The sequence below is a fragment of the Mycolicibacterium novocastrense genome (assembly GCF_001499835.1).
Lineage (GTDB): Bacteria > Actinomycetota > Actinomycetes > Mycobacteriales > Mycobacteriaceae > Mycobacterium > Mycobacterium novocastrense.
This window is the reverse complement of record NZ_LQIH01000004.1, coordinates 76,215-100,367: the sequence shown is the minus strand read 5'-3', so window position 1 is coordinate 100,367 and position 24,153 is coordinate 76,215. Positions and strand designations below refer to the sequence as shown.

At 66.6% G+C, this 24,153-nt stretch carries 21 protein-coding genes; 14 read left to right on the top strand and 7 right to left on the bottom strand.

Annotation, left to right across the window (positions count from 1 at the left end):
* The first annotated feature begins 35 nt into the window (after nt 1-35).
* The 7 genes from AU072_RS05025 to AU072_RS04995 all read left to right on the top strand — a co-directional run bounded on the left by AU072_RS05025 (nt 36) and on the right by AU072_RS04995 (nt 6,895).
* On the top strand, nt 36-1,289 hold the full coding sequence (locus tag AU072_RS05025) for a cytochrome P450 (protein WP_064347940.1): 1,254 nt from the start codon (nt 36-38) through the stop codon (nt 1,287-1,289).
* Between the two features lie 51 nt (nt 1,290-1,340).
* Nucleotides 1,341-2,366 (top strand): acyl-CoA dehydrogenase family protein, encoded by a 1,026-nt coding sequence (locus AU072_RS05020; protein ID WP_064412761.1) that lies wholly within the window; start codon nt 1,341-1,343, stop codon nt 2,364-2,366.
* Between the two features lie 2 nt (nt 2,367-2,368).
* Nucleotides 2,369-3,532, top strand: a complete 1,164-nt coding sequence (gene fadE29 / locus AU072_RS05015; protein ID WP_064412760.1) for an acyl-CoA dehydrogenase FadE29 — start codon at nt 2,369-2,371, stop codon at nt 3,530-3,532.
* Nucleotides 3,529-4,509, top strand: a complete 981-nt coding sequence (locus AU072_RS05010) for a bifunctional MaoC family dehydratase N-terminal/OB-fold nucleic acid binding domain-containing protein (RefSeq protein ID WP_064412759.1) — start codon at nt 3,529-3,531, stop codon at nt 4,507-4,509. The genes fadE29 and AU072_RS05010 overlap by 4 nt, the downstream gene beginning before the upstream one ends.
* Entirely contained in the window at nt 4,506-4,910 is a 405-nt protein-coding gene (locus AU072_RS05005) for a MaoC family dehydratase (protein WP_064412758.1), read from the top strand. Before AU072_RS05010 ends, AU072_RS05005 begins: the two co-directional genes overlap by 4 nt.
* Nucleotides 4,911-4,983: 73 nt before the next feature.
* Nucleotides 4,984-6,153, top strand: coding sequence for a 17-hydroxy-3-oxo-4-pregnene-20-carboxyl-CoA lyase (locus AU072_RS05000; protein ID WP_064412757.1), 1,170 nt, complete (start codon nt 4,984-4,986; stop codon nt 6,151-6,153).
* Between the two features lie 43 nt (nt 6,154-6,196).
* The gene (locus AU072_RS04995; RefSeq protein WP_133147262.1) at nt 6,197-6,895 is read left to right on the top strand and encodes a hypothetical protein; all 699 of its coding nucleotides are present in this window, start codon (nt 6,197-6,199) and stop codon (nt 6,893-6,895) included.
* Nucleotides 6,896-6,929: 34 nt separating this feature from the next.
* Here the strand turns inward: AU072_RS04995 and AU072_RS04990 are convergent, their stop codons facing one another.
* On the bottom strand, nt 6,930-7,841 hold the full coding sequence (locus AU072_RS04990) for an MPT63 family protein (RefSeq protein WP_064412755.1): 912 nt from the start codon (nt 7,839-7,841) through the stop codon (nt 6,930-6,932).
* A 383-nt stretch (nt 7,842-8,224) separates the two neighbouring features.
* On the opposite strand from AU072_RS04990, the gene AU072_RS28245 reads away from it, so the two are divergent.
* Nucleotides 8,225-9,922, top strand: coding sequence for a hypothetical protein (locus AU072_RS28245; protein WP_067393900.1), 1,698 nt, complete (start codon nt 8,225-8,227; stop codon nt 9,920-9,922).
* Here AU072_RS28245 and AU072_RS04980 read toward each other — a convergent pair.
* Both AU072_RS04980 and kstD read right to left on the bottom strand, forming a co-directional pair.
* Nucleotides 9,919-10,779 carry an enoyl-CoA hydratase ChsH3 gene (locus AU072_RS04980; protein WP_064412754.1) on the bottom strand — a complete coding sequence of 287 codons (861 nt, stop codon included), beginning with the start codon at nt 10,777-10,779 and terminating at the stop codon, nt 9,919-9,921. The genes AU072_RS28245 and AU072_RS04980 overlap by 4 nt on opposite strands.
* Nucleotides 10,780-10,782: 3 nt before the next feature.
* Nucleotides 10,783-12,465: a 3-oxosteroid 1-dehydrogenase gene (kstD, locus tag AU072_RS04975; protein WP_064412837.1), complete on the bottom strand. Its 1,683-nt coding sequence runs from the start codon at nt 12,463-12,465 to the stop codon at nt 10,783-10,785.
* Between the two features lie 73 nt (nt 12,466-12,538).
* On the opposite strand from kstD, the gene AU072_RS04970 reads away from it, so the two are divergent.
* Genes AU072_RS04970 through dmpG form a run of 3 tightly spaced genes read left to right on the top strand, consistent with a single transcriptional unit; the run spans nt 12,539 to nt 15,304 of the window.
* Nucleotides 12,539-13,324, top strand: coding sequence for a 2-keto-4-pentenoate hydratase (locus tag AU072_RS04970; protein WP_064347950.1), 786 nt, complete (start codon nt 12,539-12,541; stop codon nt 13,322-13,324).
* Nucleotides 13,325-13,331: 7 nt separating this feature from the next.
* Nucleotides 13,332-14,249, top strand: coding sequence for an acetaldehyde dehydrogenase (acetylating) (locus AU072_RS04965; protein WP_064347951.1), 918 nt, complete (start codon nt 13,332-13,334; stop codon nt 14,247-14,249).
* Nucleotides 14,246-15,304 (top strand): 4-hydroxy-2-oxovalerate aldolase, encoded by a 1,059-nt coding sequence (dmpG, locus tag AU072_RS04960; protein ID WP_064412753.1) that lies wholly within the window; start codon nt 14,246-14,248, stop codon nt 15,302-15,304. Before AU072_RS04965 ends, dmpG begins: the two co-directional genes overlap by 4 nt.
* Before the next feature lie 12 nt (nt 15,305-15,316).
* Here dmpG and AU072_RS04955 read toward each other — a convergent pair whose 3' ends face one another.
* Together AU072_RS04955 and fmdA are read right to left on the bottom strand one after the other, a co-directional pair.
* Complete coding sequence (locus AU072_RS04955) at nt 15,317-15,952, bottom strand: DedA family protein (protein WP_064412752.1); 636 nt, start codon at nt 15,950-15,952, stop codon at nt 15,317-15,319.
* Between the two features lie 92 nt (nt 15,953-16,044).
* Nucleotides 16,045-17,298, bottom strand: coding sequence for a formamidase (fmdA, locus tag AU072_RS04950; RefSeq protein WP_064412751.1), 1,254 nt, complete (start codon nt 17,296-17,298; stop codon nt 16,045-16,047).
* 83 nt (nt 17,299-17,381) lie between these two features.
* Between fmdA and AU072_RS04945 the strand changes: the two genes are divergently transcribed.
* The 3 genes from AU072_RS04945 to AU072_RS04935 all read left to right on the top strand — a co-directional run bounded on the left by AU072_RS04945 (nt 17,382) and on the right by AU072_RS04935 (nt 20,400).
* Entirely contained in the window at nt 17,382-17,582 is a 201-nt protein-coding gene (locus AU072_RS04945; protein ID WP_174523716.1) for a hypothetical protein, read from the top strand.
* Nucleotides 17,583-17,695: 113 nt separating this feature from the next.
* Complete coding sequence (locus tag AU072_RS04940; protein ID WP_064412749.1) at nt 17,696-19,774, top strand: RecQ family ATP-dependent DNA helicase; 2,079 nt, start codon at nt 17,696-17,698, stop codon at nt 19,772-19,774.
* Between the two features lie 215 nt (nt 19,775-19,989).
* A complete protein-coding gene (locus AU072_RS04935; protein WP_064412748.1) occupies nt 19,990-20,400 on the top strand; it encodes a hemophore-related protein in 411 nt (136 codons plus the stop codon).
* Nucleotides 20,401-20,450: 50 nt separating this feature from the next.
* On the opposite strand, the gene AU072_RS04930 is transcribed toward AU072_RS04935, so the two are convergent.
* Together AU072_RS04930 and AU072_RS04925 are read right to left on the bottom strand one after the other, a co-directional pair.
* Nucleotides 20,451-20,876, bottom strand: a complete 426-nt coding sequence (locus tag AU072_RS04930) for a hypothetical protein (RefSeq protein WP_064412747.1) — start codon at nt 20,874-20,876, stop codon at nt 20,451-20,453.
* Nucleotides 20,877-21,000: 124 nt separating this feature from the next.
* Entirely contained in the window at nt 21,001-24,153 is a 3,153-nt protein-coding gene (locus tag AU072_RS04925; RefSeq protein WP_064412746.1) for a BTAD domain-containing putative transcriptional regulator, read from the bottom strand.

The following is a 24,153-nucleotide window of genomic DNA, read 5'->3' as shown; positions in this document are numbered from 1 at the left end:
CATGTTGCAATAACTGTTGCGGAGGAGCTTTCCCCATGCCTTGCCCGAATATCCCAGCCGACTTCGACTTCCTCGACGCGAGCCTGAACCTCGAGCGCCTGCCCGTCGAAGAGCTGGCCGAGTTGCGTAGGTCCGAGCCGATCCACTGGGTCGACGTGCCAGGCGGCACCGGCGGCTTCGGCGACAAGGGCTACTGGCTGGTGACCAAGCACGCCGACGTCAAAGAGGTCTCGAAGCGCAACGATGTCTTCGGTAGCTCACCGGACGGCGCGATCCCGGTCTGGCCGCAGGACATGACGCGCGATGCCATCGACCTGCAGAAGGCGGTGCTGCTGAACATGGACGCGCCCCAGCACACCCGTCTTCGCAAGATCATCTCGCGCGGCTTCACGCCCCGCGCCGTGGGGCGGCTCGAAGACGAACTGCGGTCTCGGGCACAGAAGATCGCCGAGACCGCCGCGGCCGAGGAGTCCGGCGACTTCGTCGAACAGGTCTCGTGCGAACTCCCGCTGCAGGCCATCGCCGAACTGCTCGGCGTGCCGCAGGACGACCGCGACAAGATCTTCCGCTGGTCCAACGAGATGACCGCCGGTGAAGACCCCGAGTATGCCGATGTGGACCCTGCGGTGTCGTCGTTCGAGTTGATCCAGTACGCGATGAAGATGGCCGAGGAGCGGGCCAAGAACCCCACCGAAGACATCGTCACCAAGCTGATCGAGGCCGACATCGACGGCGAGAAGCTCTCCGATGACGAGTTCGGCTTCTTCGTCGTGATGCTCGCGGTTGCCGGTAACGAGACCACCCGCAACTCCATCACCCACGGCATGATCGCGTTCTCTCAGAACCCGGATCAGTGGGAGCTTTACAAGCGCGAACGCCCCGAGACCGCCGCCGACGAGATCGTCCGTTGGGCCACCCCGGTTTCGGCCTTCCAGCGCACCGCGTTGGAGGACGTCGAGTTGGGTGGCGTGCAGATCAAAAAGGGTCAGCGGGTCGTGATGTCCTACCGCTCGGCCAACTTCGACGAAGAGGTCTTCGAGAACCCGCACAAGTTCGACATCCTGCGCGACCCCAACCCGCACGTCGGTTTCGGCGGCACCGGCGCGCACTACTGCATCGGCGCGAACCTGGCGAAGATGACCATCAACCTGATTTTCAACGCGGTCGCCGACCACATGCCCGATCTCAAGCCGATCGGCGAGCCCGAGCGGCTCAAGTCGGGCTGGCTCAACGGCATCAAGCACTGGCAGGTGGATTACACCGGAAAGTGCCCGGTCGCCAACAGCTGACGACGTACGTTGTAGCGACTGCGAAATTTCCCGGTATCAAGGAGGATTCGGGTGGACTTCAGTCCAGACGAAGGGCAGCAGGCTGTCGCCGACGTGGTGACCTCGGTGCTGACCCGGGACAACAGTTGGGACGCACTGGTGTCCGGAGGCGTGACCGCGCTCGCGGTCCCCGAGCGTCTCGGCGGCGACGGTGTCGGCCTGCCCGAGGTGGCGACCGCGCTCACCGAGATCGGCAGACACGGAACGGTCAGCCCCGCGTTGGCCACGCTGGGTCTGGGATTGCTCCCACTCCTGGAGTCGGCGACCGACGAGCAGCAGGATCGCTATCTGGCCGGGGTCGGCAAAGGCGCCGTGCTCTCGGCGGCGCTCAATGAACCGGGGGCACCGCTGCCGGATCGGCCGGCGGTGACGTTCGCCGACGGCCGGCTCAGCGGTACCAAAGTCGCCGTTCCCTATGCGGAACAGGCGGATTGGCTCGTCGTCACGACCAACAGCGCCGTGGTGGTGGTGTCGCCGAAGGCCGACGGCGTGGTGGTGACCAAGTCGCCGACGTCCAACCACGGCGACGAGTACTCGGTGACGTTCACAGACGCCGCAGTCGACGGCACGCTGGGCGGGCTGCAGCCCCGCCGAGTCAACCAGCTTGCCCTGGCAGCCATCGGTGCGTTCGCAGCGGGACTGGTCGCCGGCGCACTGCGGCTCACCGCCGACTACGTGGCCACTCGCGAGCAGTTCGGCAAACCGCTGTCGACATTCCAGACCGTCGCCGCGCAGCTGGCCGAGGTTTACATCGCCTCGCGCACACTGACATTGGCGTCGAACTCGGTGACCTGGCGGCTGTCAGAGGGCCGCGACGCCGACGACGATATCGACATCCTCGCGTACTGGCTCGCCTCGCAGGCGCCTCCGGTGATGCAGCTCTGTCATCACCTGCACGGCGGTATGGGTATGGACATCACCTATCCGATGGACCGCTACTACTCCTCGATCAAGGACCTGGCCCGCCTCGTGGGTGGTCCGTCACACCGGCTCGATTTGGTGGGAGCCGCACTGGGCGAGCGAAACGACGGGAGCTAGCAATGTTCATCGAACTGACGCCCGAACAAAAGCAGCTGCAGGCCGAACTGCGTGAGTACTTTTCCAATCTCATATCGTCCGATGAGGCCAAGGAGATGGAAAAGGACCGCCACGGCAAGGCGTACCGCGCGGTCATCAAGCGGATGGGCTCGGACGGCAAGCTCGGTGTCGGCTGGCCGAAGGAATTCGGCGGCCTCGGCTTCGGGCCCATCGAGCAGTCGATCTTCGTCAACGAGGCGCAGCGGGCCGACGTGCCGCTGCCCGCCGTCACACTGCAGACCGTCGGGCCCACGCTGCAGCAGTACGGCACCGAAGAACAGAAAAAGAAGTTCCTGCCCGCCATCCTCGCCGGCGAGGTGCACTTCGCGATCGGTTACACCGAACCGGAAGCCGGCACGGACCTGGCGTCGCTGCGCACCACCGCGGTACGGCAGGGCGACGAGTACATCGTTAACGGGCAGAAGGTGTTCACCACCGGCGGGCACGATGCCGACTACATCTGGCTGGCGTGTCGCACCGACCCGGAGGCGGTGAAGCACAAGGGGATATCGATCCTCATCGTCGACACCAAGGACCCGGGGTACTCGTGGACGCCGATGATCCTGTCCGATGGCGCTCACCACACCAACGCGACGTACTACAACGACGTTCGGGTGCCGGCCGACATGCTCGTCGGCGAGGAGAACGGCGGGTGGAAGCTGATCACCACCCAGCTGAACAACGAGCGCGTGATGCTGGGGCCCGCCGGCCGATTCGCCAGCCTCTATGACCACGTGCACGCGTGGGCCTCGAAACCCGGTGGCAACGGCGACATTCCGATCAACCACGGTGACGTCAAGCGCGCTCTCGGCGAGCTCAAGGCGATGTGGCGGATCAACGAACTACTCAACTGGCAGGTCGCTGCGGCCGGCGAGACCATCGACATCGCCGACGCCGCAGCAACCAAGGTGTTCGGCACCGAGCGGATTCAGTACGCCGGACGCCTAGCCGAGGAGATCGTCGGCAAGTACGGCGACCCGGCCGAGCCGGAGACCGCCGAACTACTGGAATGGCTTGACTCGCAGACCAAACGAAACCTGGTGATCACGTTCGGTGGAGGTGTCAACGAGGTGATGCGGGAGATGATCGCGGCCGCGGGCCTGAAGGTGCCGAGGGTTCCGCGGTGAGCGCCGACCTGAGGGCAGACATCGAGAAGATCAAGGCGGACGGCAGAAGCGAGCCGCGCACCGGTCGAGATCCGGTCAATCAGCCCATGATTCACCACTGGGTCGACGCCATCGGGGACCGGAACCCGATCTACGTGGACGAGACGGCTGCCAAGGCCGCCGGTCACCCCGGCATCGTGGCGCCGCCGGCGATGATCCAGGTGTGGACGATGGGCGGGCTCGGACAGGGCCGCTCGGACGACGACCCCCTGACCAAGATGATGCAGCTGTTCGACGATGCCGGCTACGTCGGCGTGGTCGCCACCAACTGTGAGCAGACCTACCACCGGTATCTGCGCCCGGGTGAGGAAGTCAGCATCCACGCCGAGATCACTGACGTCGTCGGTCCCAAGCGCACAGCGCTGGGTGAGGGGTACTTCATCAACCAGCTCATCACCTGGACCGTGGCCAACGGTACCGACGGTGACGAAGCTGTCGCCGAAATGCTGTGGCGCATCATGAAGTTCAAGCCGGCAGAGAAGGACGCCGGCGCGGCGGTGCCCGACGATCTGGACGCGGACATGATGATGCGGCCGGCTTCGTCGCGCGACACGAAGTTCTTCTGGGACGGCGTGAACGCACATGAGTTGCGCATACAGAAGCGTGACGACGGCACATTGGTGCACCCTCCGATACCCGCCATCTGGCAGGACAAGGACCAGCCGATCGATTACGTCGTCGCCAGCGGCAAGGGCACCGTGTTCAGTTTCGTCGTGCACCATGCGCCGAAGGTGCCCGGGCGAACGTTGCCGTTTGTGATCGCCCTCGTCGAGCTCGAGGAGGGTGTGCGGATGCTCGGACAGCTCCGTAACGTCGACCCGGCCACGGTGCAGATCGGAATGCCCGTCCACGCAACATATATCGACTTCCCGGAAGGCGAATCCGGTCCGGCGTGGACGCTCTACGCGTGGGAGCCCGATGAGGAGGCCGCAGCGTGAGCGCACCCGCAGTCGAAGTGGGAACGAAGCTTCCCGAACTCGCCCTCTACGGCGACCCGACCTTCATCGTGTCGACGGCCATCGCCACCCGCGATTATCAGGACGTCCATCACGACAGGGACAAGGCGCAGGCCAAGGGCAGCAAGGACATCTTCGTCAACATCCTCACCGACACCGGCCTGGTGCAGCGGTACATCACCGACTGGGCCGGTCCGACCGCGATCATCAAATCGATATCGCTGCGATTGGGCGTGCCGTGGTACGCCTATGACACCGTGACGTTCTCCGGTGAGGTGACCGCCATCGAGGACGGCCTGATCACGTTGAAGATCGTCGGCGCCAACAGCCTCGGCAACCACGTGATCGCCACCGCGACTTTGACGATCGGAGGAAAGGGCTGATGCCGCGAAGGCGACCGCGAGTGAGGATCGCAGCGAGGAACGAGCGAGGACCGGAACGAGCGGAGAGCCGAGCATGAGTGCGGGTGGACTGTCCGGGAAGGCGGCGATCGTCGGGATCGGCGCCACCGACTTCTCCAAGAACTCCGGTCGCAGCGAATTGCGACTCGCGTCCGAAGCGGTGCTCGACGCGCTCGAAGATGCGGGCCTGACACCTGCCGACGTCGACGGCATGGTCACCTTCACGATGGACTCCAACACCGAGGTCGCGATCGCGCGGGCGACGGGCATCGGCGAGTTGAAGTTCTTCTCGAAGATTCACCACGGAGGCGGCGCGGCCTGCGCGACCATCCAGCAGGCGGCGATCGCGGTGGCAACCGGTGTGGCGGATTGCGTTGTGGCTTACCGGGCGTTCAACGAGAGATCGGGTGTCCGATTCGGCCAGGTGCAGATGCGTCTGGTCGAGAACGCCGACTCGACCGGCGTCGACAACTCCTTCTCCTACCCGCACGGCTTGTCGACCCCCGCTGCGCAGGTCGCGATGATCGCCCGGCGCTACATGCACCAATCCGGCGCGACCAGCAGGGACTTCGGCATGATTTCGGTCGCGGACCGCAAACACGCCGCCAAGAACCCCAAGGCGTACTTCTACGAGAAGCCGATCACCATCGAGGATCACCAGAATTCGCGGTGGATCGCCGAACCCCTGCGGCTTCTGGACTGCTGCCAGGAAACCGACGGCGGCGTCGCGTTGGTCGTGACATCCGCCGAGCGGGCCAAAGACCTCAAGCACCGCCCGGCGGTCATCGAGGCGGCCTCGCAGGGTTCCAGCCCGGACCAGTATTCGATGACGAGCTACTACCGGCCGGAGCTGGGGCTGCCAGAGATGGGGCTCGTCGGCAGGCAGTTGTGGTCGCAGTCGGGGCTGAAACCGCAGGACATTCAGACCGCCATTCTCTACGACCACTTCACCCCGTTCACCCTGATCCAGTTGGAAGAGCTCGGATTCTGCGACAAGGGTGACGCCAAGGACTTCATCTCCGACGGGGCGATCGAGGTCGGCGGGCGGCTTCCGATCAACACCCACGGCGGCCAGTTGGGCGAGGCTTACATCCACGGCATGAACGGAATCGCCGAGGGTGTTCGCCAGCTGCGGGGGACTTCGGTCAACCCGGTGCCCAATGTCGAGCACGTCCTCGTCACCGCGGGCACCGGCGTGCCCACATCGGGACTGATCCTGGGCTGATCGGTGTGCCGCTGAGCTCGAGGCGCCTACTACCCTCTGAGGGGTGAACTCGCCGAGGCCGCCCGGGTGGGACGACCCTGATCCGGAATTCTCTGCCGGTCAGGGAAATTGGGCGCGCAGGTTCGATGCACCGCTGACGGTGACTCCGCGCCAGGTGCAGCCGAGGTCCAGAGGCAAGGCCCTGGCCATCGGCGCCGTCTTCGTCGTCGCGGTCGGCGGAGTGGTCTTCTGGTTGACGCGGCCGTCTGAGGACAACGCCCAACCCGCCGAAGCCGAGGCACCCGCGGCGACCGGGCCGTCTCAGCCGACGACCACGTCCGAGGACGACGGGCGTCTGCTGCGGTTGCTGCCGAAGGGCTACCGTGTCGGCGCGTGCGAGCCGACGCAAGCGCCCGAAGGTGTTCTGTCGCAGGTGAAGTGCGCCCAGAACGACGATCCTGACGGCCCGGTGTCGGCGACGTTCAGCCTCGTCGGTGACAGCATCTCACTCGAAAGGGTCTTCAACGAGACGATCGGGGCCGCGAAGAGGGTCGACTGCCCGGGCAATATCCAGTCGCCGGGGCCGTGGCGGCGCAACGCCACGCCGGACAGCATCAGCGGGCAGCTGTACTGCGGCCTCACAGACGGTCAACCGACCGTGGTCTGGACCGACGAGGAGAGAAAGACGGTCAGCGCCGTCCGAGCGGGGCCGAATGGCCCGACCTTTCCACGGTTGTACGCGTGGTGGTCCTCGCACTCGTGACGACGCTGACCGTATGACCTGTTAGGCGATCCGCTTACGGAGTCGGGGCCGGGGTGTAGGTGGTCGGGGTCTGCACCTGGTCACCCGCGGGCAACGGCGTGCCCTGGCTTCCGGCGGGCTGCGGAACGCCCTCGGTGCCGGCCGGAGCCGGCGTGCCCTGTGCGGGCTGTGCCGGGGTGCCCAGCGCGGCAGGAGCGGGCGCACCCTCGGGCTGAGCCGGCGCGATCGGGGTGCCCTGGCTGCCTTCCGGAAGCGGTGTGCCCTGGCTGCCCTCGGCGATCGGCGTGCCCTGGCTGCCCTCGGGTGCCTCGGCGCCCGTTGCGGCCGGAGCGGCGGTCGTGCCTTCCGGAGCCGCGGTCGTGCCCTCGGGAGCCTCGGCAGCCGGAGCCTCCGCGGGTGCGGTGCTACCGGTGCCGTACGAGGTCGACGGCGAGGACGTGCTCGTGCTCGAGCTCGTGGCAGGCTTGGTCCACACCAGCAGATCCTGTCCGCCTGCGTTGTAGACCACCCGGTCCGGGGTTGCGCCGGTGACGTCGAAGTAGACCTTGCCGGACGTCTCCTGTCCCTGAGCCAGCGTCGAGGGGTTCACACCCTGCGGCGTGGCCACCTCGAACAGCGAGCGGTACGTCTGGCCGTCGGCGGTCCGCGCGACCAGGTTCGCCACGATCGGCGTCGCCGATCCCTGGATCGCCTGGTCTGTCGCCGTTGCCTCCCACAGCGTGCCGGTCACCGGGTAGGGGATGACGTCGCTGCTGGGCATGAGGTTGGTGATCGTCCAGCCCTGGATCACGGCCCCATCGACCAACTTGCCCTGGGTTCCGAGTGTCTGGGTCTGGACCGTCGGCCCGGGTGGCGTGGCTTCGGGCTCGGCGGAGGCGAACGGTGCTGCGATGAATCCCGCGGTCGCGGTCGCTGCCAAGACGCTGGTGATCCTGGTGATCTTCAAGATGTGCTCCTGACTCGTCCGAGAATTGGAATGGTCACCGAAGGAAAAACTATCAGGTTGCTCGGTAATGGCGGATTCTGTCCGTTGACCGCCCATTCTCGGTAGAACGCGAAGGCATCGTCTGCGTAGGCCAGTTTTCTGAACACGTCCATCGGTGACTTTTCGTGCCTGCTGATACGTCGCAAATTCGGCTGTGATTTCGGAGTGCCGTTCAAGACACGGTGGTAAAAGCTGGGCCACAGGGCAAATGCCCGCGCCGATTGATGACTTTGTACCCTCATGTATCTTTTCAGCAAACCGTACGGTCGTATCGGCCAACCGGCTGAAACAGAGGCAAGCGACCGAGGCGCCCGACGTCTCACCACCTACAGAGGAGTCACGTCATGGCCAAACATCGAAGAGACGCTCGACGGGTGGTACGGATTCGGCAGTATCTCGGGGTCGGAATCGGCGCGGCGGCGGTGGCGGGCGGTGGTGCCCTGCTGATCGCACCGCCGAGCGGTCCGGCTCCAGCGGAGACCTCTCCGGTCGTCCAGTTGGCGTCGGTGGAATCGGTGTTGGTGCCATTGGCTCCGCCTCCCGATGACTTCTGGTTGCTGTATGAAAACAGCCTGACCGGATCTGGCGGGGGCGCCCCCGCAGCCGCCAGTTTCAGCACTTTCGGGGGACGTCCGATGATCGGGCCGGGCGGCTGGCTCATCGGTAATGGTTTGAACGCTGCTGCCGATTGCGTCGGCTCGGCGTGCAACGGCGGCAATGGCGGCATCTTGTTCGGCAACGGTGGTAATGGAGCCAACGGTGGCAACGGTGGCCACGCCGGGTTGTTCGGCGGGAACGGCGGCAACGGCGGCACCGGTGTGCTCGGCGTTCGCGCCGGCGCGGGCGGCAACGGCGGCAACGTGGGCGCGTTCGCGTTGATCGGCAACGCCGGAAACGGCGGCAACGGCGCGGCAGGTGATGCCACCCGCAATGGCGGCAACGGGGGGAACGGCGGCAGCGTCGGGCTGTTCACCCTGATCGGCAACGGCGGTAGTGGCGGTCATGGCGGCTTGGGCTGGGACGGTGCAGACGGCGTCAACCCGACATGGGATGGCACTCGTGCGGCCACCGGCACGAGTTATCCGACGTCCTTGACCGGGACGGGCACGGTGATCGGAGCCAGCGGAGGGCCCGGCGCACCGGGTCAGGAAGGGGCTACCGGCGGCGGCAACGGCGGGCAGGGTCAGCTCACCACCTCTAGCGGACCCAACAACAACACCTCGATCGCGGTGAGTGGCGATGGCGGAAACGGCGGCGATACCGACATCGCGGGAGCCCCCGGGGGTAATGGCGGCAGGGGCTCCGGCGGATCGGCCCGTTATAACGGAACCGGCGGTGCCGGTGGCAATGGTGGTGACGGTGGTCCGGGTGGCGGCGCGGGTGGCAACGGTGGCAGCGGTGGGAACGAGACAGTGGTGTTGTTCTCGTCCAATCCGGAAACTTCGGGCATCGTCCAAGGCGGAATAGGCGGAGACGGCGGCGACGGCGGTGTCGGCACCGCGGGTTCCAACGGAACCAGCGGCGGTTCCGGCGGCAAAGGTGGCCGCGGAGGGCTTCTGGTCGGCAATGGCGGAGCCGGCGGGAACGGCGCCGACGGTGGTGACGGCGGTGACGGGGCGGCCGGGGGCAATGGCGGCAACGGTGGCCTCGGTGGCGCCGGTGCGGTGCAAAATCTCCAATCCAGCCCCAGCACGTCGACCTATCCAGGGAATGCGTCGGGCGGTAAAGGGGGCACCGGGGGCACCGGCGGCAAGGGCGGTGACGCCGGCACCGGCGGCAGCGGAGCCAAGGGCGGCGCCGGTGGGATCTTCGGTAAGCGCGGCAGCACTGGCAGCAACGGTGTCAACGGCACCGGCGGCACCGGCGGCACCGGCGGCAAGGGCGGCAATGGTGGCAGGGCGTACACGTCGGACGGAAATATCGGCGCGTCCGGTAATGCAGGCAACGCCGGTAATTCCGGCAATCAGGGGTCCGGCACCACGGGTGGTTCCGGCGGCGAGGGTGGCACCGGCGGAAACGGCGCGTCCGGGTCTAACCCCTAGGCGGGGGTCAACTCCACGCCGGCGAGCGCCACCGCGTCGTCGCGGTCGGGTGCGGTCACGGTGGCGACGAAGCCGTCGCCGTCCTTCCACACGCTGGCCTTGAGCGTCTCGCCGGGGAACACCACCCCGGCGAAGCGCGCGCCGTAGCTTGCGACCCGCGCGGTGTCGCCGTCGAGCAGGGTGTCGACCAGCGCCTTGCACGTCATGCCGTAGGTGCACAACCCGTGCAGGATCGGACGCGGAAATCCCGCCGCCGCAGCGAAGTCGGGATCGGAGTGCAGCGGGTTGCGATCGCCGCACATCCGGTACAGCAGCGCCTGCTGCGGGGAAGTGGGGATCGCGATCTCGAAATCCGGTGCGCGCTGCGGAGGCTCCGAAGCTCCCGACGGTCCACGATCGCCACCGAAGCCACCTTCACCGCGCGCGAAGATCGATCGCTTCTGGGTCCACAACGGGGTGCCGTCGGGCGCTGTCACCGTGGTCTCCGACCAGATGACCGCGGCCTTGCCCTTGTCCCAGATGTCGGTGAAGCGTGTGACGGCGATCCCGGTGCCGGACGGCGGAATCGGGCCCGGAACCGACACGGCTTCGCTGGCGTGCAGCACCTTGGAAAGTTCGATGTCGATACCCGGGAACTTCACCGTCGGCGGTTCCGTCATGTGGAAGCTCTGCGCAACATTGCCGAACGTCGGTAGCACCTGCGGCGTTTCGTCGGTCAGGTAGCGCAACTCGCGCTTGTCCATCGGGTCGGCACCTGCGCCGAGCCCGAGGTGGTAGAGCTGAATGTCGCTGCTGGTCCAGGAGAACTCGGCGGCGGGGAGTTCGGCGCCGAGCGCCTCGTCGAGATTGATGGGCATGCGTTAACTCTTTCCGGCGATGTGTAGTGCTGCAAGGTATCCGAACGTCATCGCCGGGCCGATGGTGCCGCCCGGGCCGGGGTAGGTGTGGCCCATCACCGGGGCGCTGACATTGCCCGCAGCATAGAGTCCCTCGATCACCGACCCGTCGTCGCGCAGGGCGCGCCCGTACACGTCGGTGACCACGCCGCCCTTGGTGCCCAGGTCACCGGGCACCAACTTGGCCGCGTAGTACGGCGGGTGGGTGATCTCGCCGAGGTTGGGATTGGGCTTGTTGGTCGGATCGCCGTAGTAGCGGTCGTAGGCGCTCTCGCCGCGCTTGAAGTCCTCGTCGACGCCGGAGCGCGCGAATCCGTTGAACCGCTCGACGGTGGCCTTGAAGGCATCCACCGGCAACCCCGTCTTCTCGGCCAGTTCCTCGAGCGTGTCGGCCGTGACGATCACGCCCGATTCCAGCCACTTCTTCGGAATCCGCTGGCCCGGTTGAAGGCCGGCAAAGATATAGCGGTCCCGGTACCGCTGGTCGAACACCAGCCAGGCCGGGATGTTCTCCCCGGGCCCCGGCCCCTGGCCGTACTGCCCGCCGTACATGTGGTGGCACGCCTCGACATAGGGCATCGACTCGTTCATGAACCGTTTGCCCGCCATGTTGACGATGATCGAGCCCGGCGAGTTGCGTTCCGACAGCGCAAACCACGGGGCGCCGACCAGCGGCACCGTCGGCCCCCACCAGGCGTCTTCCATGACGTCGAGTGCCGCGCCCAGCTTCTCGGCGGCGATGATGCCGTCGCCGGTGTTGGCCTTGGCGCCGACCGTCCATTCGGTGGTGATCGGGGCACGCTGGTACTTGACCCGCATCTGCTCGTTGTGTTCGAAGCCGCCGGAGCCGAGGATGACGCCTCGACGGGCCCGGATCAGTTCGGGCTCACCGGATTCCGGTGCGGTGCTGTCGCGTACGTAGATGCCGCGCACGACACCGTCCTCGACATAGAGGTCGGTCAGCGCGGTGTTCAGTCGAACTGGCACACCCGCCTCGCGCAGGCCGATGCGCAGCGGCGCGATCAACGCGCGGCCCATGCCGACCAGGTTCTTGCCGGTGACCTTGGCCCACGTGGCGCGTACGCCCACCTTGAGGCTGCGCAGCACACCGCGCGGATGGCGCTTGAGCTGGTTGAGCCGGACGTAGTCCTGCTGCATGACAACCATGTTCATCGGAACCTTGCCGTACGGCGGTTCCAGGCCCGGCAGGTCCGGGCCGAGTTTCTTGGCGTTGAACGGCTTGGGTTCGACGGACCGCCCCGACGGCTTGCCGCCCGGCGTCTCGGGGTAGTAGTCGGAGTAGCCCGGCACCCAGCACAGCCGCAGGGGTGAGTGCTTGAGCACGAAGGACAACATCTCCGGTCCGCGATCGAGATAGGTGTCGATCTTCTCGGCGGGCACGACGTCGCCGATGATGCTGTGCAGGTAGGTGCGGGCGGCGTCGGGAGTGTCCTTGACGCCGTCGCGCTTGAGGACCTCGTTGTTCGGGATCCAGACGCCACCACCTGACCGCGCAGTGGAACCACCGTAGTGCGGAGCCTTCTCGACGACTACTGTGGAAAGTCCCTGGTGGGCTGCGGTGAGCGCGGCGACCATACCGGCGGCGCCGCTCCCCACCACGACGACGTCGTACTCCTGACCAGTCATGTAGAACACGTTATAGAATTGCGCGGCCGACCCACAACCGCGCCGGTCAACAGAACAAGGGGACTTCATAAGAATGCTCAGTGATCAGGTGCGGCAGAAGCTGGCCGCCGATCTCGCCCAGGCCGAGCGCAGCAAGGTTCCCATCTCGCCGTTGACCGACGCCCATCCGGACATTGACGTCGTTGACGCCTACGAGATCCAGCTCATCAATATCCGCCAGCGCGTCGCCGAGGGTGCCAAGGTCATCGGCCACAAGGTCGGTCTGTCGTCGAAGGCCATGCAGCAGATGATGAACGTCGATGAACCCGACTACGGGCATCTGCTCGACGAGATGGCCGTCCACGAGGACACGCCCGTCAAGTCCGCCGACTACCTCTATCCCCGCGTCGAGGTGGAGGTGGGATTCGTCCTGGCCGACGACCTGCCCGGTGAAGGCTGCACCGAGGACGACGTGCTGGCTGCGACGGCCGCGTTCGCGCCCGCCATCGAGTTGATCGACACCCGTATCACGGACTGGAAGATCAAACTCTGCGACACGATCGCCGACAACGCGTCCTCGGCGGGCTGGGTGCTCGGTGAGAACCGGGTGTCGCCGAAGGACATCGACATCACCGCTATCGACGCGGTGCTGACCCGCAACGGCGAGGTGGTGGCGAAGGGCCGCAGCGATGCGGTGCTGGGTAACCCGGTGACCGCAGTGGCGTGGTTGGCCCGCAAGGTGGACAGCTTCGGTGTCCGCCTCAAGGCCGGTGACATCGTGTTACCCGGCTCGTGCACCAAGGCGTTCGACGCCACCCCGGGCGCCGAGTACGTCGCCGACTTCACCGGGCTGGGTTCGGTCCACCTGAGTTTCGAATAGGAGCGTTATGCCTAAAGCAAGCGTCGCGATCGTCGGATCCGGCAACATCAGCACCGACCTGCTGTACAAACTGCTGCGCTCGGAGTGGTTGGAACCACGCTGGATGATCGGCATCGACCCGGAGAGCGAGGGCCTGGCGCGCGCCCGCAAGCTCGGCTTGGAAACCTCGCACGAGGGCGTGGATTGGCTTCTGGCGCAGAGCGAGAAGCCCGACATGGTCTTCGAGGCCACCAGCGCCTACGTGCACCGCGACGCCGCGCCGAAGTATGCCGAGGCCGGTATCCGCGCGATCGACCTGACGCCCGCGGCCATCGGGCCGGGCGTAATCCCGCCCGCCAATCTGCGCGACCATCTCGACGCGCCCAACGTCAACATGGTCACCTGCGGCGGGCAGGCGACCATCCCGATCGTGTACGCGGTTTCTCGCGCGGTGGAGGTGCCCTACGCCGAGATCGTGGCCTCGGTCTCGTCGGCCTCGGCCGGTCCTGGCACGCGCGCCAACATCGACGAATTCACCAAGACCACCAGCGCCGGTGTGCAGAACATCGGTGGCGCCCAGCGCGGCAAGGCGATCATCATCCTCAATCCCGCCGAGCCGCCGATGATCATGCGCGACACCATCTTCTGCGCGATCCCCGAGGACGCCGACCACGATGCGGTCACCCAGTCGATCCGCGACGTCGTTGCCGAGGTGCAGACCTACGTGCCCGGCTACCGGTTGCTCAACGATCCGCAGTTCGACGAACCGTCGGTGGTCAACGGCGGCAACCACGTCGTCACCACATTCATCGAAGTGGAGGGTGCGGGCGATTACCTGCCGCCTTACGCTGGAAACCTGGACATCATGACCGCCGCGGCCACGAAGGTGGGCGAGGAGATCGCGAAGGAGTCCATGGCCACGAGCAGTGCAGGAGGCCAAGCATGAGCGGCACCGACAGCATCTATTTCAATCCGATCTGGGATGTCCGGATGACGGACACGTCGCTGCGCGACGGCAGTCACCACAAACGGCACCAGTTCACCAAGGAGGAAGTGCACGCGATCGTCGCGGCGCTGGACGCCGCCGGTGTGCCGGTCATCGAGGTGACCCACGGCGACGGCCTCGGTGGGTCGAGTTTCAACTACGGCTTCTCCAAGACGCCTGAGCAGGAGCTGATCAAGCTGGCCGCCGAGACGGCCACCGAATCCAAGATCGCCTTCCTGATGTTGCCCGGGGTGGGCACCAAGGAGGACATCAAGGAGGCGCAGAACAACGGTGGCTCGATCTGCCGGATCGCCACCCACTGCACCGAGGCCGACGTGTCGATCCAGCACTTCGGCCTGGCCCGCGAACTCGGCCTGGAGACCGTCGGCTTCTTGATGATGAGCCACACGATTCCGCCGGAGAAGCTGGCCGCCCAGGCGCGGATCATGGCCGACGCCGGCTGCCAGTGCGTGTACGTCGTCGACTCGGCGGGTGCGTTGGTGCTCGAGGGTGTTCGTGACCGGGTCGCGGCCCTGGTGGCGGAGTTGGGCGACGACGCGCAGGTCGGCTTCCACGGCCACGAGAACCTCGGCCTGGGCGTCGCGAACTCGATCGAGGCCGTGCGTGCGGGTGCCAAGCAGATCGACGGTTCGTGCCGCCGGTTCGGCGCGGGTGCGGGCAACGCACCGGTCGAGGCGCTGATCGGGGTGTTCGACAAGATCGGCGTCAAGACCGGTATCGACTTCTTCGACATCGCCGACGCGGCAGAAGAGGTCGTGGCACCCGCGATGCCGGCTGAGTGCCTGTTGGACCGCAACGCGCTGATCATGGGCTATTCGGGCGTGTACTCGAGCTTCCTCAAGCACGCGATCCGCCAATCCGAGCGTTACGGCGTGCCGGCGCACCAGCTGCTGCACCGCGCAGGCCAGCGCAAGCTCATCGGCGGCCAGGAGGACCAGTTGATCGACATCGCGCTGGAGATCAAGCGCGAGCAAGACAGCGCCAAGACCGGCTAGCGGCGGCTTGATCTAGCCGGCTCGGCTACGCACCTTCCGTGCCAGCCATACCGCGAGCAGGACGGCCGCTACGGCCAGGACCGCGTACTGGTAGCGCGACGTCCACGTCGACACGGCTTCCCAGTTGTTGCCCAACTTGAAGCCGGCCACCACCAGCAGGCTGTTCCATACCGCGCTGCCCGCGGTCGTGAGTGCGATGAAACGGACGAAGGGCATGCGGTAGATCCCTGCGGGAACCGAGACCAGGCTGCGGACGACAGGGATCATCCGCCCGAACAACACCGCCACGGATCCGTAGCGACGAAACCATGCCTCGCTCTTCTCGAGGTCGTCGGCGGAGAAGAACGGTAGTCGCGCGACCATCCGGTGCACGCGGTCGCGTCCGAGGCGGGCACCCACCAGATACAGCACGATCGCGCCCACCACGGAACCCACCGTCGTCCCCACGATGGCTTCTGCCAGCGACATCTCACCGCGCGCCGCAGATAGGCCTGCCAGCGGCAGGATGATCTCGCTGGGCAGTGGGGGAAAGATGTTCTCCGCTGCGATGACTGCGCCTGCGCCGACGCCACCGAGGCGGTCCATCAACGACACAGCCCACCCCGTCACACCTTCGACGCTTGGTGCTGCGTCCGCGACCACGGTCACGGTCAAGGTGCCGTCCTCCGGTTGGCGCGAACGTGGGTTACCCGCACGTCTGATCGCGATTTGGCGTGCGGGTAACCCACGTTCGGCGAGTCCTACGCCGCAGCGCGCGGGGCGCCGACTCCGGCGTCGATCTGCGCCGGCTTGCCCGCAGTCGGGGCGATCGGAATGTCGAAGATCGCCGTCGGGAGGTACACCGTCGCACAGGAATTCGGGATGTCCACGACGCCGGAGAACCTGCCTTCGATGGGGGCGGCACCGAGCAGCAGGTACGCCTGCTCGGGGCTGTAGCCGAACTTCGTCAGGTAGTGGATCGCGTGTAGGCAGGCGCGTTGGTAGGCGAGCTGCGAATCGAGATACCGCTGTTCGCCGTCGAGGGTGACCGAGGTGCCCGAGAACGTCAGCCATTCGGAGTACTGCGGCTGGGTGTTGCCGGGGATGAAGATCGGATGCTCGTTGACCCCGTAGGTCTCCATCCCGCCGGAGATCACGTCGACGTGCAGGTCGATGAAACCGCCCATCTCGATGGCTCCGCAGAAGGTGATCTCGCCGTCGCCCTGGGAGAAGTGCAGGTCGCCCACCGACAGGTTGGCGCCGGCGACGAACACCGGGTAGAAGACCCGGCTGCCCCTGGTCAGGTTCTTGATGTCCAAGTTGCCGCCGTTCTCGCGAGGCGGCGCGGTGCGAGCCCCCTCGGCGGCGACCTTGCCGAACGCGTCGCCGGTGAGGGTGCCGAGGATGGCGTCTTTGGGCTCCGGCGGCAGCGCGAGCGGCGGCTCGCGATCCGGGTCGGTCGCGATCAGCGCGGCCTCACGAGAGTTCCAGTTGCCGAGCAGTTCCGCCGACGGCGCGGTCCCCATCAGCCCCGGATGGGTGATGCCGGTGAACTCGACCCCGGGAATGTGGCGGGAGGTCGCCTTCTCGCCGGAGAAGTCCCAGACCGCCTTGTAGGCGTCGGGGAACTGGTCGACCAGGAAGCTGCCGCCGTTGCTCTTGGCGAAGATTCCGGTGTATCCCCAGCCTTGCCCGGCCAGGGGTCCGGAGTCTTCTTGCGGGAGGGGGCCGACGTCGAGGATGTCCACGATGAGCAGGTCGCCGGGGCGGACGCCTTCCACCGCGATCGGTCCCGACAACGCATGCACCTTGGACATCGGAGCGTTGAGGATGTCTTCCGCGGAGTCGTCGTTGTGGATGTCGCCGTCGAACCATTCGCGGCAGTGCACCCGGAACGAGTCGCCCGGCTTGACGGTGACCGCCGCGGGGATGTCGGGATGCCAGCGGTTGTGCCCGACTATCTGCTGGTCGGGGAACCTCTTGGTGGAGTCGAGCGGAAAGATCAGTTCGGGCATGGGATCACCTTCAGGGTCGGGGCAGCGCACGGTGTCGCGGGTCGGTGCTCGTTGGTCGGCGACGAGCTGTGGGGGGTGGTGCGGTGACGACGCCAGGACGGTCGGCGCTGGCGCGGGTCGCGTCCTGGAGCTTCATCGCGATGTCGGTGCGACCCAGGTGCGGCATCGACATCATCTTCAACGCGTCCCCGGCGCACCGCGGGCAGCCGACGACGTCCGGGCAGCTCCGCATGGAGAACGCCTGCTCGGTTATTCCGCAGCCGGATTCGCATCGGAACCGGTAGAGCACCATGGTCAGCTCCGTACAGCTCGAGATTGCGGGGACACTCGGCCGCATACCCCGCCGCTTGCGAGGTAACCCTGTCCGGTCGTCGGAGCGGACCGGCACGATGGGGCCATGGCGACGCGCGAACAAGCTCAGGCGATTCTTTCGCAGTTGGCCGTGCCGACGGCGATGCTGCGCGACGATCAGTGGGCCGCCATTGAGGCGCTCGTCGTGCACCGCCGTCGGGCGCTGGTCGTCCAGCGCACGGGTTGGGGGAAGTCGGCGGTCTACTTCATCGCGGCCAAGCTGTTGCGTGCCGAAGGGCAGGGGCCGACGGTGATCGTGTCGCCGTTGTTGGCGCTGATGCGCAACCAGGTGGCCGCCGCCGACCGGGCCGGTGTGCACGCCGCGACCATCAACTCCAGCAACGTCGCCGAGTGGGACGACATCCACGAGCGGGTACGGACCGGTGAACTCGACGTGCTTTTGGTCAGCCCAGAGCGGTTGAACAACCCCGACTTTCGCGACGCTGTGCTGCCCGCGCTGGCACGCGATGCCGGGCTGGTGGTGGTCGACGAGGCGCACTGCGTGTCGGACTGGGGCCATGACTTCCGGCCCGACTACCGGCGCATCCGCACCCTGATCGCTGAACTCGGCGACGACATCCCGGTGCTGGCGACCACCGCGACCGCCAACGACCGGGTGGTCGACGACGTCGCGACGCAGTTGGGTGTCGGCGGCGGTGAGACGCTGGTGCTGCGCGGCGGATTGGACCGCGAATCGCTGCGGCTCTCGGTGGTCAAGGCCGGCAACCCGGCACAACGCGCGGCTTGGCTTGCGGCACATATCGATTCGCTGCCCGGGTCGGGCATCGTGTACACGCTGACCGTCGCGCAGGCTCACGACATCGCCGCGTTGCTGCGCGAGCAAGGGCATCGGGTGGCGGCGTACACCGGCGCGACCGAGGGCGCCGAGCGCGAACAACTGGAGGCCGATCTGCTGGCCAACCGGGTCAAGGCGTTGATCGCGACGTCGGCGCTGGGCATGGGCTTCGACAAACCCGACCTCGGATTCGTCGTGCACCTCGGCGCACCATCCTCACCGATCGCGTACTACCAGCAGGTCGGCCGTGCCGGCCGGTCGACGGCCAGCGCGGAGGTGATCCTGTTGCCGGGCCGTGAGGATCAGGACGTCTGGCGGTACTTCTCGTCGGTCGCATTCCCATCGGAAGCCATGGTGCGCAACGTGATTCGTATTCTGGAGCCGGACCGTCCGCAGTCGACGGCGGCGTTGGAACCGATGGTCGACCTCAACCGGACGCGGCTGGAGATGGTGCTCAAGGTGCTCGACGTCGACGGTGCGGTCCGGCGGGTGAAGGGCGGCTGGATCGGCACCGGCATGGAGTGGACCTACGACGAGGCGCGCTATCGCAAGCTCGACGAAGCGCGTAAACGTGAGCAGCAGGCGATGCTCGACTACCAGGCGACCGACCGCTGCCGGATGGCATTCCTGCGGGCTCAGCTCGACGACCCCGAACTCGGCGAAGGTGAGCGATGCGGTCGCTGCGACAACTGCACGGGTTCGCATTACGACGCTGTCGTCGACGCCGGTGCCGTCGAGCGCACGCAAACGCACCTCATGCGGCCCGGCGTCGAACTGACACCACGCAAACAGTGGCCGTCCGGGCTCGAGAAGCTCGGACTGGACCTCAAGGGCAAGATCAGCGACGGGCCGGAGCCCGGCCGCGCCATCGGCAGGTTGACCGATCTCGGCTGGGGCGCCCGGCTGCGGCGCCTGCTTGACGAACCGGACGCGGAGGTGTCCGATGCCGTGGTGCAGGCGGCCGTGCAGGTGCTGGCCGCATGGGACTGGGAGACCCGCCCGGCCGCGGTGATGGCCCTGGACTCGGACACCCATCCGCTGCTGATCACCTCGCTGGCGCGTGAATTGTCCCGGCTGGGCCGCCTTGAGGATCTGGGTGTACTGCGATACGCGCCCGGACGCAGACCGGTGACCGCGGCGAACTCGGCGTACCGCGTCGCGGCGCTGAACGGTGCGTGGGAGACCCCGGAGTTGTCGGGAGTGGCCGGACCGGTGCTGTTGGTCGATGATGTCACCGACACGGGGTGGACGTTGACGACGGCGTCGCGGCTGGTCAGGGCGGCGGGCGCGCCGGCGGTACTGCCGTTTGCGCTGGCCAGCGTGAGCTGACGGGTTCTTTGCGCACGACCATCGGCTCGTTTGGCGGCTCCGGGTGCTTAAGGGGTTGATGTCACGCACCACCTGCGTGCGATCAACCCGTTAGCGAGCGCTGGGCTTGCCGACACCCGAAAAACGGGGTTTGTACTGGCGCTGTTTAGCCCGCCCCCCGGGCCGGTTACGCCTTACGGAGCGGCCACCGCGTCGCAGACCAAAGGAGTGATTTGATGAACCTGTCCGCAACGACCGTTCGACGCGGCCTGTACGGCATGTTCGCCGGCGGCCTGCTTGCTTTCGGTTCCGCCGCGATCGTGGCACCGGTTGCCAACGCGCAGCCGGCTCCGGCGCCGACGCAGGACAACACCTGCAGCGTGAGCGCGATCGCCAACACCTCGAGCACGGTGTCGGCTTCGACCAGCACCTATCTCGCCTCGAACCCCGAGGCCAACGAGGCGCTGACGGAGATCGCCACGAAGCCGCAGGACCAGGCCACGCAGGACTTCCGCGCCTACTTCGCGCAGAACCCGCAGGTTGAGTCCGAGCTGAAGGCGATCAACCAGCCGGTCGCGGAGATCTCGAGCCAGTGTGGTGTCGAGGTGACTCCGACGCCGATCTCGGCTGTGTTGACTGACGCGTAACCCCTGAACGAGCTTGTGGCGCCGGCCTCCAGCCGGCGCCACAAGCACGTCTACGGGTTGTAGAGCACCGGCCCACCCGGGCCGATCGGTACCACCTCGAAGGTGCCGCCGCCGGTGCGCTCGGGGTTCTGGCCCGGGTCGGCCGTCCCCGCGGTGGGCGCCTGGACGACTTCGCCCGGGCTCTTCGGCGCGGTCTGGGCGGTCGCGGGCGGCGCCTCGCATTTGCCCGCGGAGTGATTGCCGTTACCACCGGCCCATTGCCCGCCGGACATGTCGCAGCAGAACCGCAGCTCGTCGTAGTACTGTGACGGACTGATCTTGTCGGCATTAAGCCGGTCTTGGGCCGCCTTAATGCAGGTGTCGTAGGCTCCGATGTCCCACTCATCCTTGGCCTGTGAGACGCCGGGCGGCACGAGCACACCTATCGCCACGGCGATCGCAGCGGGGCCGAACACCCACAACGAATGCTTTTTCATCTTGGTTTCCCTTCAGTCGATCACGTGCTCATCGGCTGATTCCCCCGCGAATGCAGTGATGAGATCTGACGCGACCACCGTCGCCAACCGGCGTTGCAGATCCGTTGCAGCGCCGTTGCAGGGCTCAGGACAGCAGGGTGGTGAGGTGTGGGCCGCCGTCGCGCAGATAACGCACCATGCCGAGCTCGGCGCATTGGGCGGCGACCTGTTTGAGCAGTTGCCGCGCTTCGTCGGTTCGGCCGGCGACGCACAACGCCGCGATCAGCAGACGGTTCGCCTGGAGCAGCGCGCGGGGACGGCCCTGGGGTTCGAGCTTGTTCACCCAGGACATGGCGCATTCACAGGCCAGCTCGGGGTCGGTGTCGAGCAGTCGCAGTATCTCGGCTTCGTCGCGCAGTTGAGCGGTGACCTCAGTGCTGAGTCCGTTGCCGGGCGCCGATCCGATGTGGGCGGGGTGCTCGGGTGGCAGCTTCAGCCGCATCCGCTCCACCTCCACGGCGGCGCCCAGCCGTGAAAGACCGACGGTCGCAGCCACTTCCGACCCTTCGTCCAGCAGTCTCCGCGCCGCATCGTGCTGGCCGAGTGCGACCTTGATCCGCGCCCCGGCGCAGCAACGGGCGATCATGAACTCCACCGGCGGACCGCCGCCCGTGCCGAATCGACCGCTGTCCTCCAGAAGTTGATCGGCGTCGCGCAACTCCCCACGCTCGTAGAGGAACTCCGCCAGCAGCGCGTACGCGACCCGCGCGGCGTGTGAGTACGGAGCCTGCGACTGCCTGGCGATCCGCACCGCGTCACGGAGCCGACTTTCGGCTTCCACCATGTCGAGCTGCGCCGAAGCCGCCATTGCGACCAGACAGTGCCCGTAGATCAGGACGAACGAGTTACCGCATCGGTGGTGGTAATCGGTCGCCCAGTCCTGCCAATTCCGCGCAGCGACGAAATCGAACCGGCAGATCTCAAGGAACGATGCGACGTTGGCCGCAGTGCTGACGACGAAGGGTGGCAGGGTATCCGGGTGGGTGAGGCACTCCGACAGCAACTCGTCGACACCGTCGCCACGGTCGGCCCAGACTTGTACCAGCGCGCGGAAAACATCTGCCTCGACGCGCATCTCGCGAACTTCCGGTGGCGGCAGTGCTCTAGCTTCAAGCGCTGCTTCGAACGCGTCAAGCGCGACACGAGCCTGTTCGGGCTGTTGCAACAGACTGTGCGCGCGGGCCAGGAACAGCTGCAGTCGCGGGCTGAGCGTGACGATGCGGGGCGGCAGCGTCGCGACCAGCGCCTGCAACGTCGACAGCTGCGCTTGCTGTTCCAGATCGACCCCGTGGCGCTCGATCAGTTCGATCGCACGGTCCTCGTCCCCGGCAGCCACCGCGTGGCCGATCGCCTCGCGAACCATGCTGTGGTCGGCGAACCACCGTGACGCGGCCGCATGCAGACCTGGAATCCGCTGCGGGTGATCACATTCCAGACGCCGCCGCAGAAACTCCGCGAACAGCTGGTGATAGCAGAACCACTCCCGATCGTCGTCGAGTCGACGCAGGAACAGGTCGCGCTTCTCAGCTTCGTCGAGCAGCGCCTGTCCATTGCCCACACCGGCCAACACGGACGCCAGGTCGCCGCAGATCCGCTCGACAATCGAGGTGGCCATCAGGAAGTCGAGCATGTCCGTGTCGAGTGAGTCGAGCACATTCTCGGCTAGATACTCGCCGACGGCGTGGTGACGTCCTGACATACCCTCGATCAACGCGGCGGGGTCGTCGCAGTTACGCAGCGACAGAGTCGCCAGTTGCAGCGCGGCGACCCAGCCTTCGGTGGTTCGCTCGAGCTTCGCCACATCCGTGCCTGTCAACGCCAGCCCCCCGAGCTCAACCAGGAAGGTGTGGGACTCCGATGAATCGAAACGCAAAGCAGACGAGTCGATCTCGACGAGCTCGCCGCGTACCCGCATCCGGCCTAGTGGCAGTCCCGAGCGGCTACGCGTCGTCACCACCACCTGAAGTTGCGGTCCGCCGTGGTCGAGCAGGTACGCCATCGCCTCGGTGGTCGCCGAGTCAGTGATGCGGTGCCAGTCGTCGATGACGACACATGTGCGACTGGGTTGGGATTCGATGTGGTTGATCAACGTCGTCAGGACGACACGCGTCGCCGCGGCGCCGCGTTCCTCGAGCGCCTGGCGAAGATCGGGTTCCAGCGTCGGGAGCACGGTGCGCACGGCTTCGATCAGATGGGCCAGAAACCACACCGGGTTGTTGTCGTCGTCGTCGACGGCCAGCCAGGCGACCGTCACGCCCTCCTCGACGAGCGCTTCGCGCCATTGCACGGCCAGTGTGGTCTTGCCGAACCCGGCAGGACCGTGGATGACGACCAGCCGGCGCGGACCGTCGGCGCGCAATTCGTCGATCAGGCGCGGCCTGCTCACCAATTTGCGCGTCGGGGTGGACGGACGGTATTTGGTCACCGCGGCGGGGGGCGTGGCGTTGCGCGGCGCGGCTTCAGGTGCGGGGGACTGCAGCGACGGATCGTGGCGCAGTATCGCGGTTTCCAGGTCGCGCAGCGCAGGTCCGGGGTCGACGCCGAGTTCGTCGGCCAGGCGCCCACGCACCGACGCGCCGACCGCGAGCGCGTCGGCCTGCCTTCCCGACCGGTACAGCGCGAGCATGAGCATGCAGTGCAACTGTTCTCGATAGGGATGGGCAGCCGTCAACCGTTCGAGTTCGGTGATGACGGCATGGTGCCTGCCGAGCATGAGATCGGCGTCGATGCGGTGTTCCGTTGCAATCAACCGAAGTTCATCAAGGCGCGCCGTTTCGGCGGTGGCGAATTCGGGTTCCTCAAGGTCCTCGAGCACGCGTCCGCGCCAGAGGCTCAGCGCCTCGCCCAGAATCCCCGCGGCGCGTTCAGCGTCACCGGCTCGCAATGCTTCGTGTCCTAGGGCCAGCATGTCCTCGAACCGGACGCTGTCGATCTGGTTGCGGCTCAGGAAGATTCCATAGCCTGCCCTCTGGGTGACCAGCACATCGTGGGCTCCCGCAGCCGCCAGGTGCGATCGAAGGCGCGACACGTGAGCCCGCAGCGTGCCGTTCGCGCTCGCAGGCGGTGCGCCACACCAGATTGCGTCGGCGATGCGGTCCGCCGGGAGGCACCGATTTGGGTACAGCAACAGCATGGCGAGCAGTTCCCGCTGCTTCGGGCCGCCGAGATCAAGCGGTTGTCCGCCGTCGAGAGTGACAGCGAGCGGACCCAGGATGCCGAATTCCGGCACCCCGGTCAC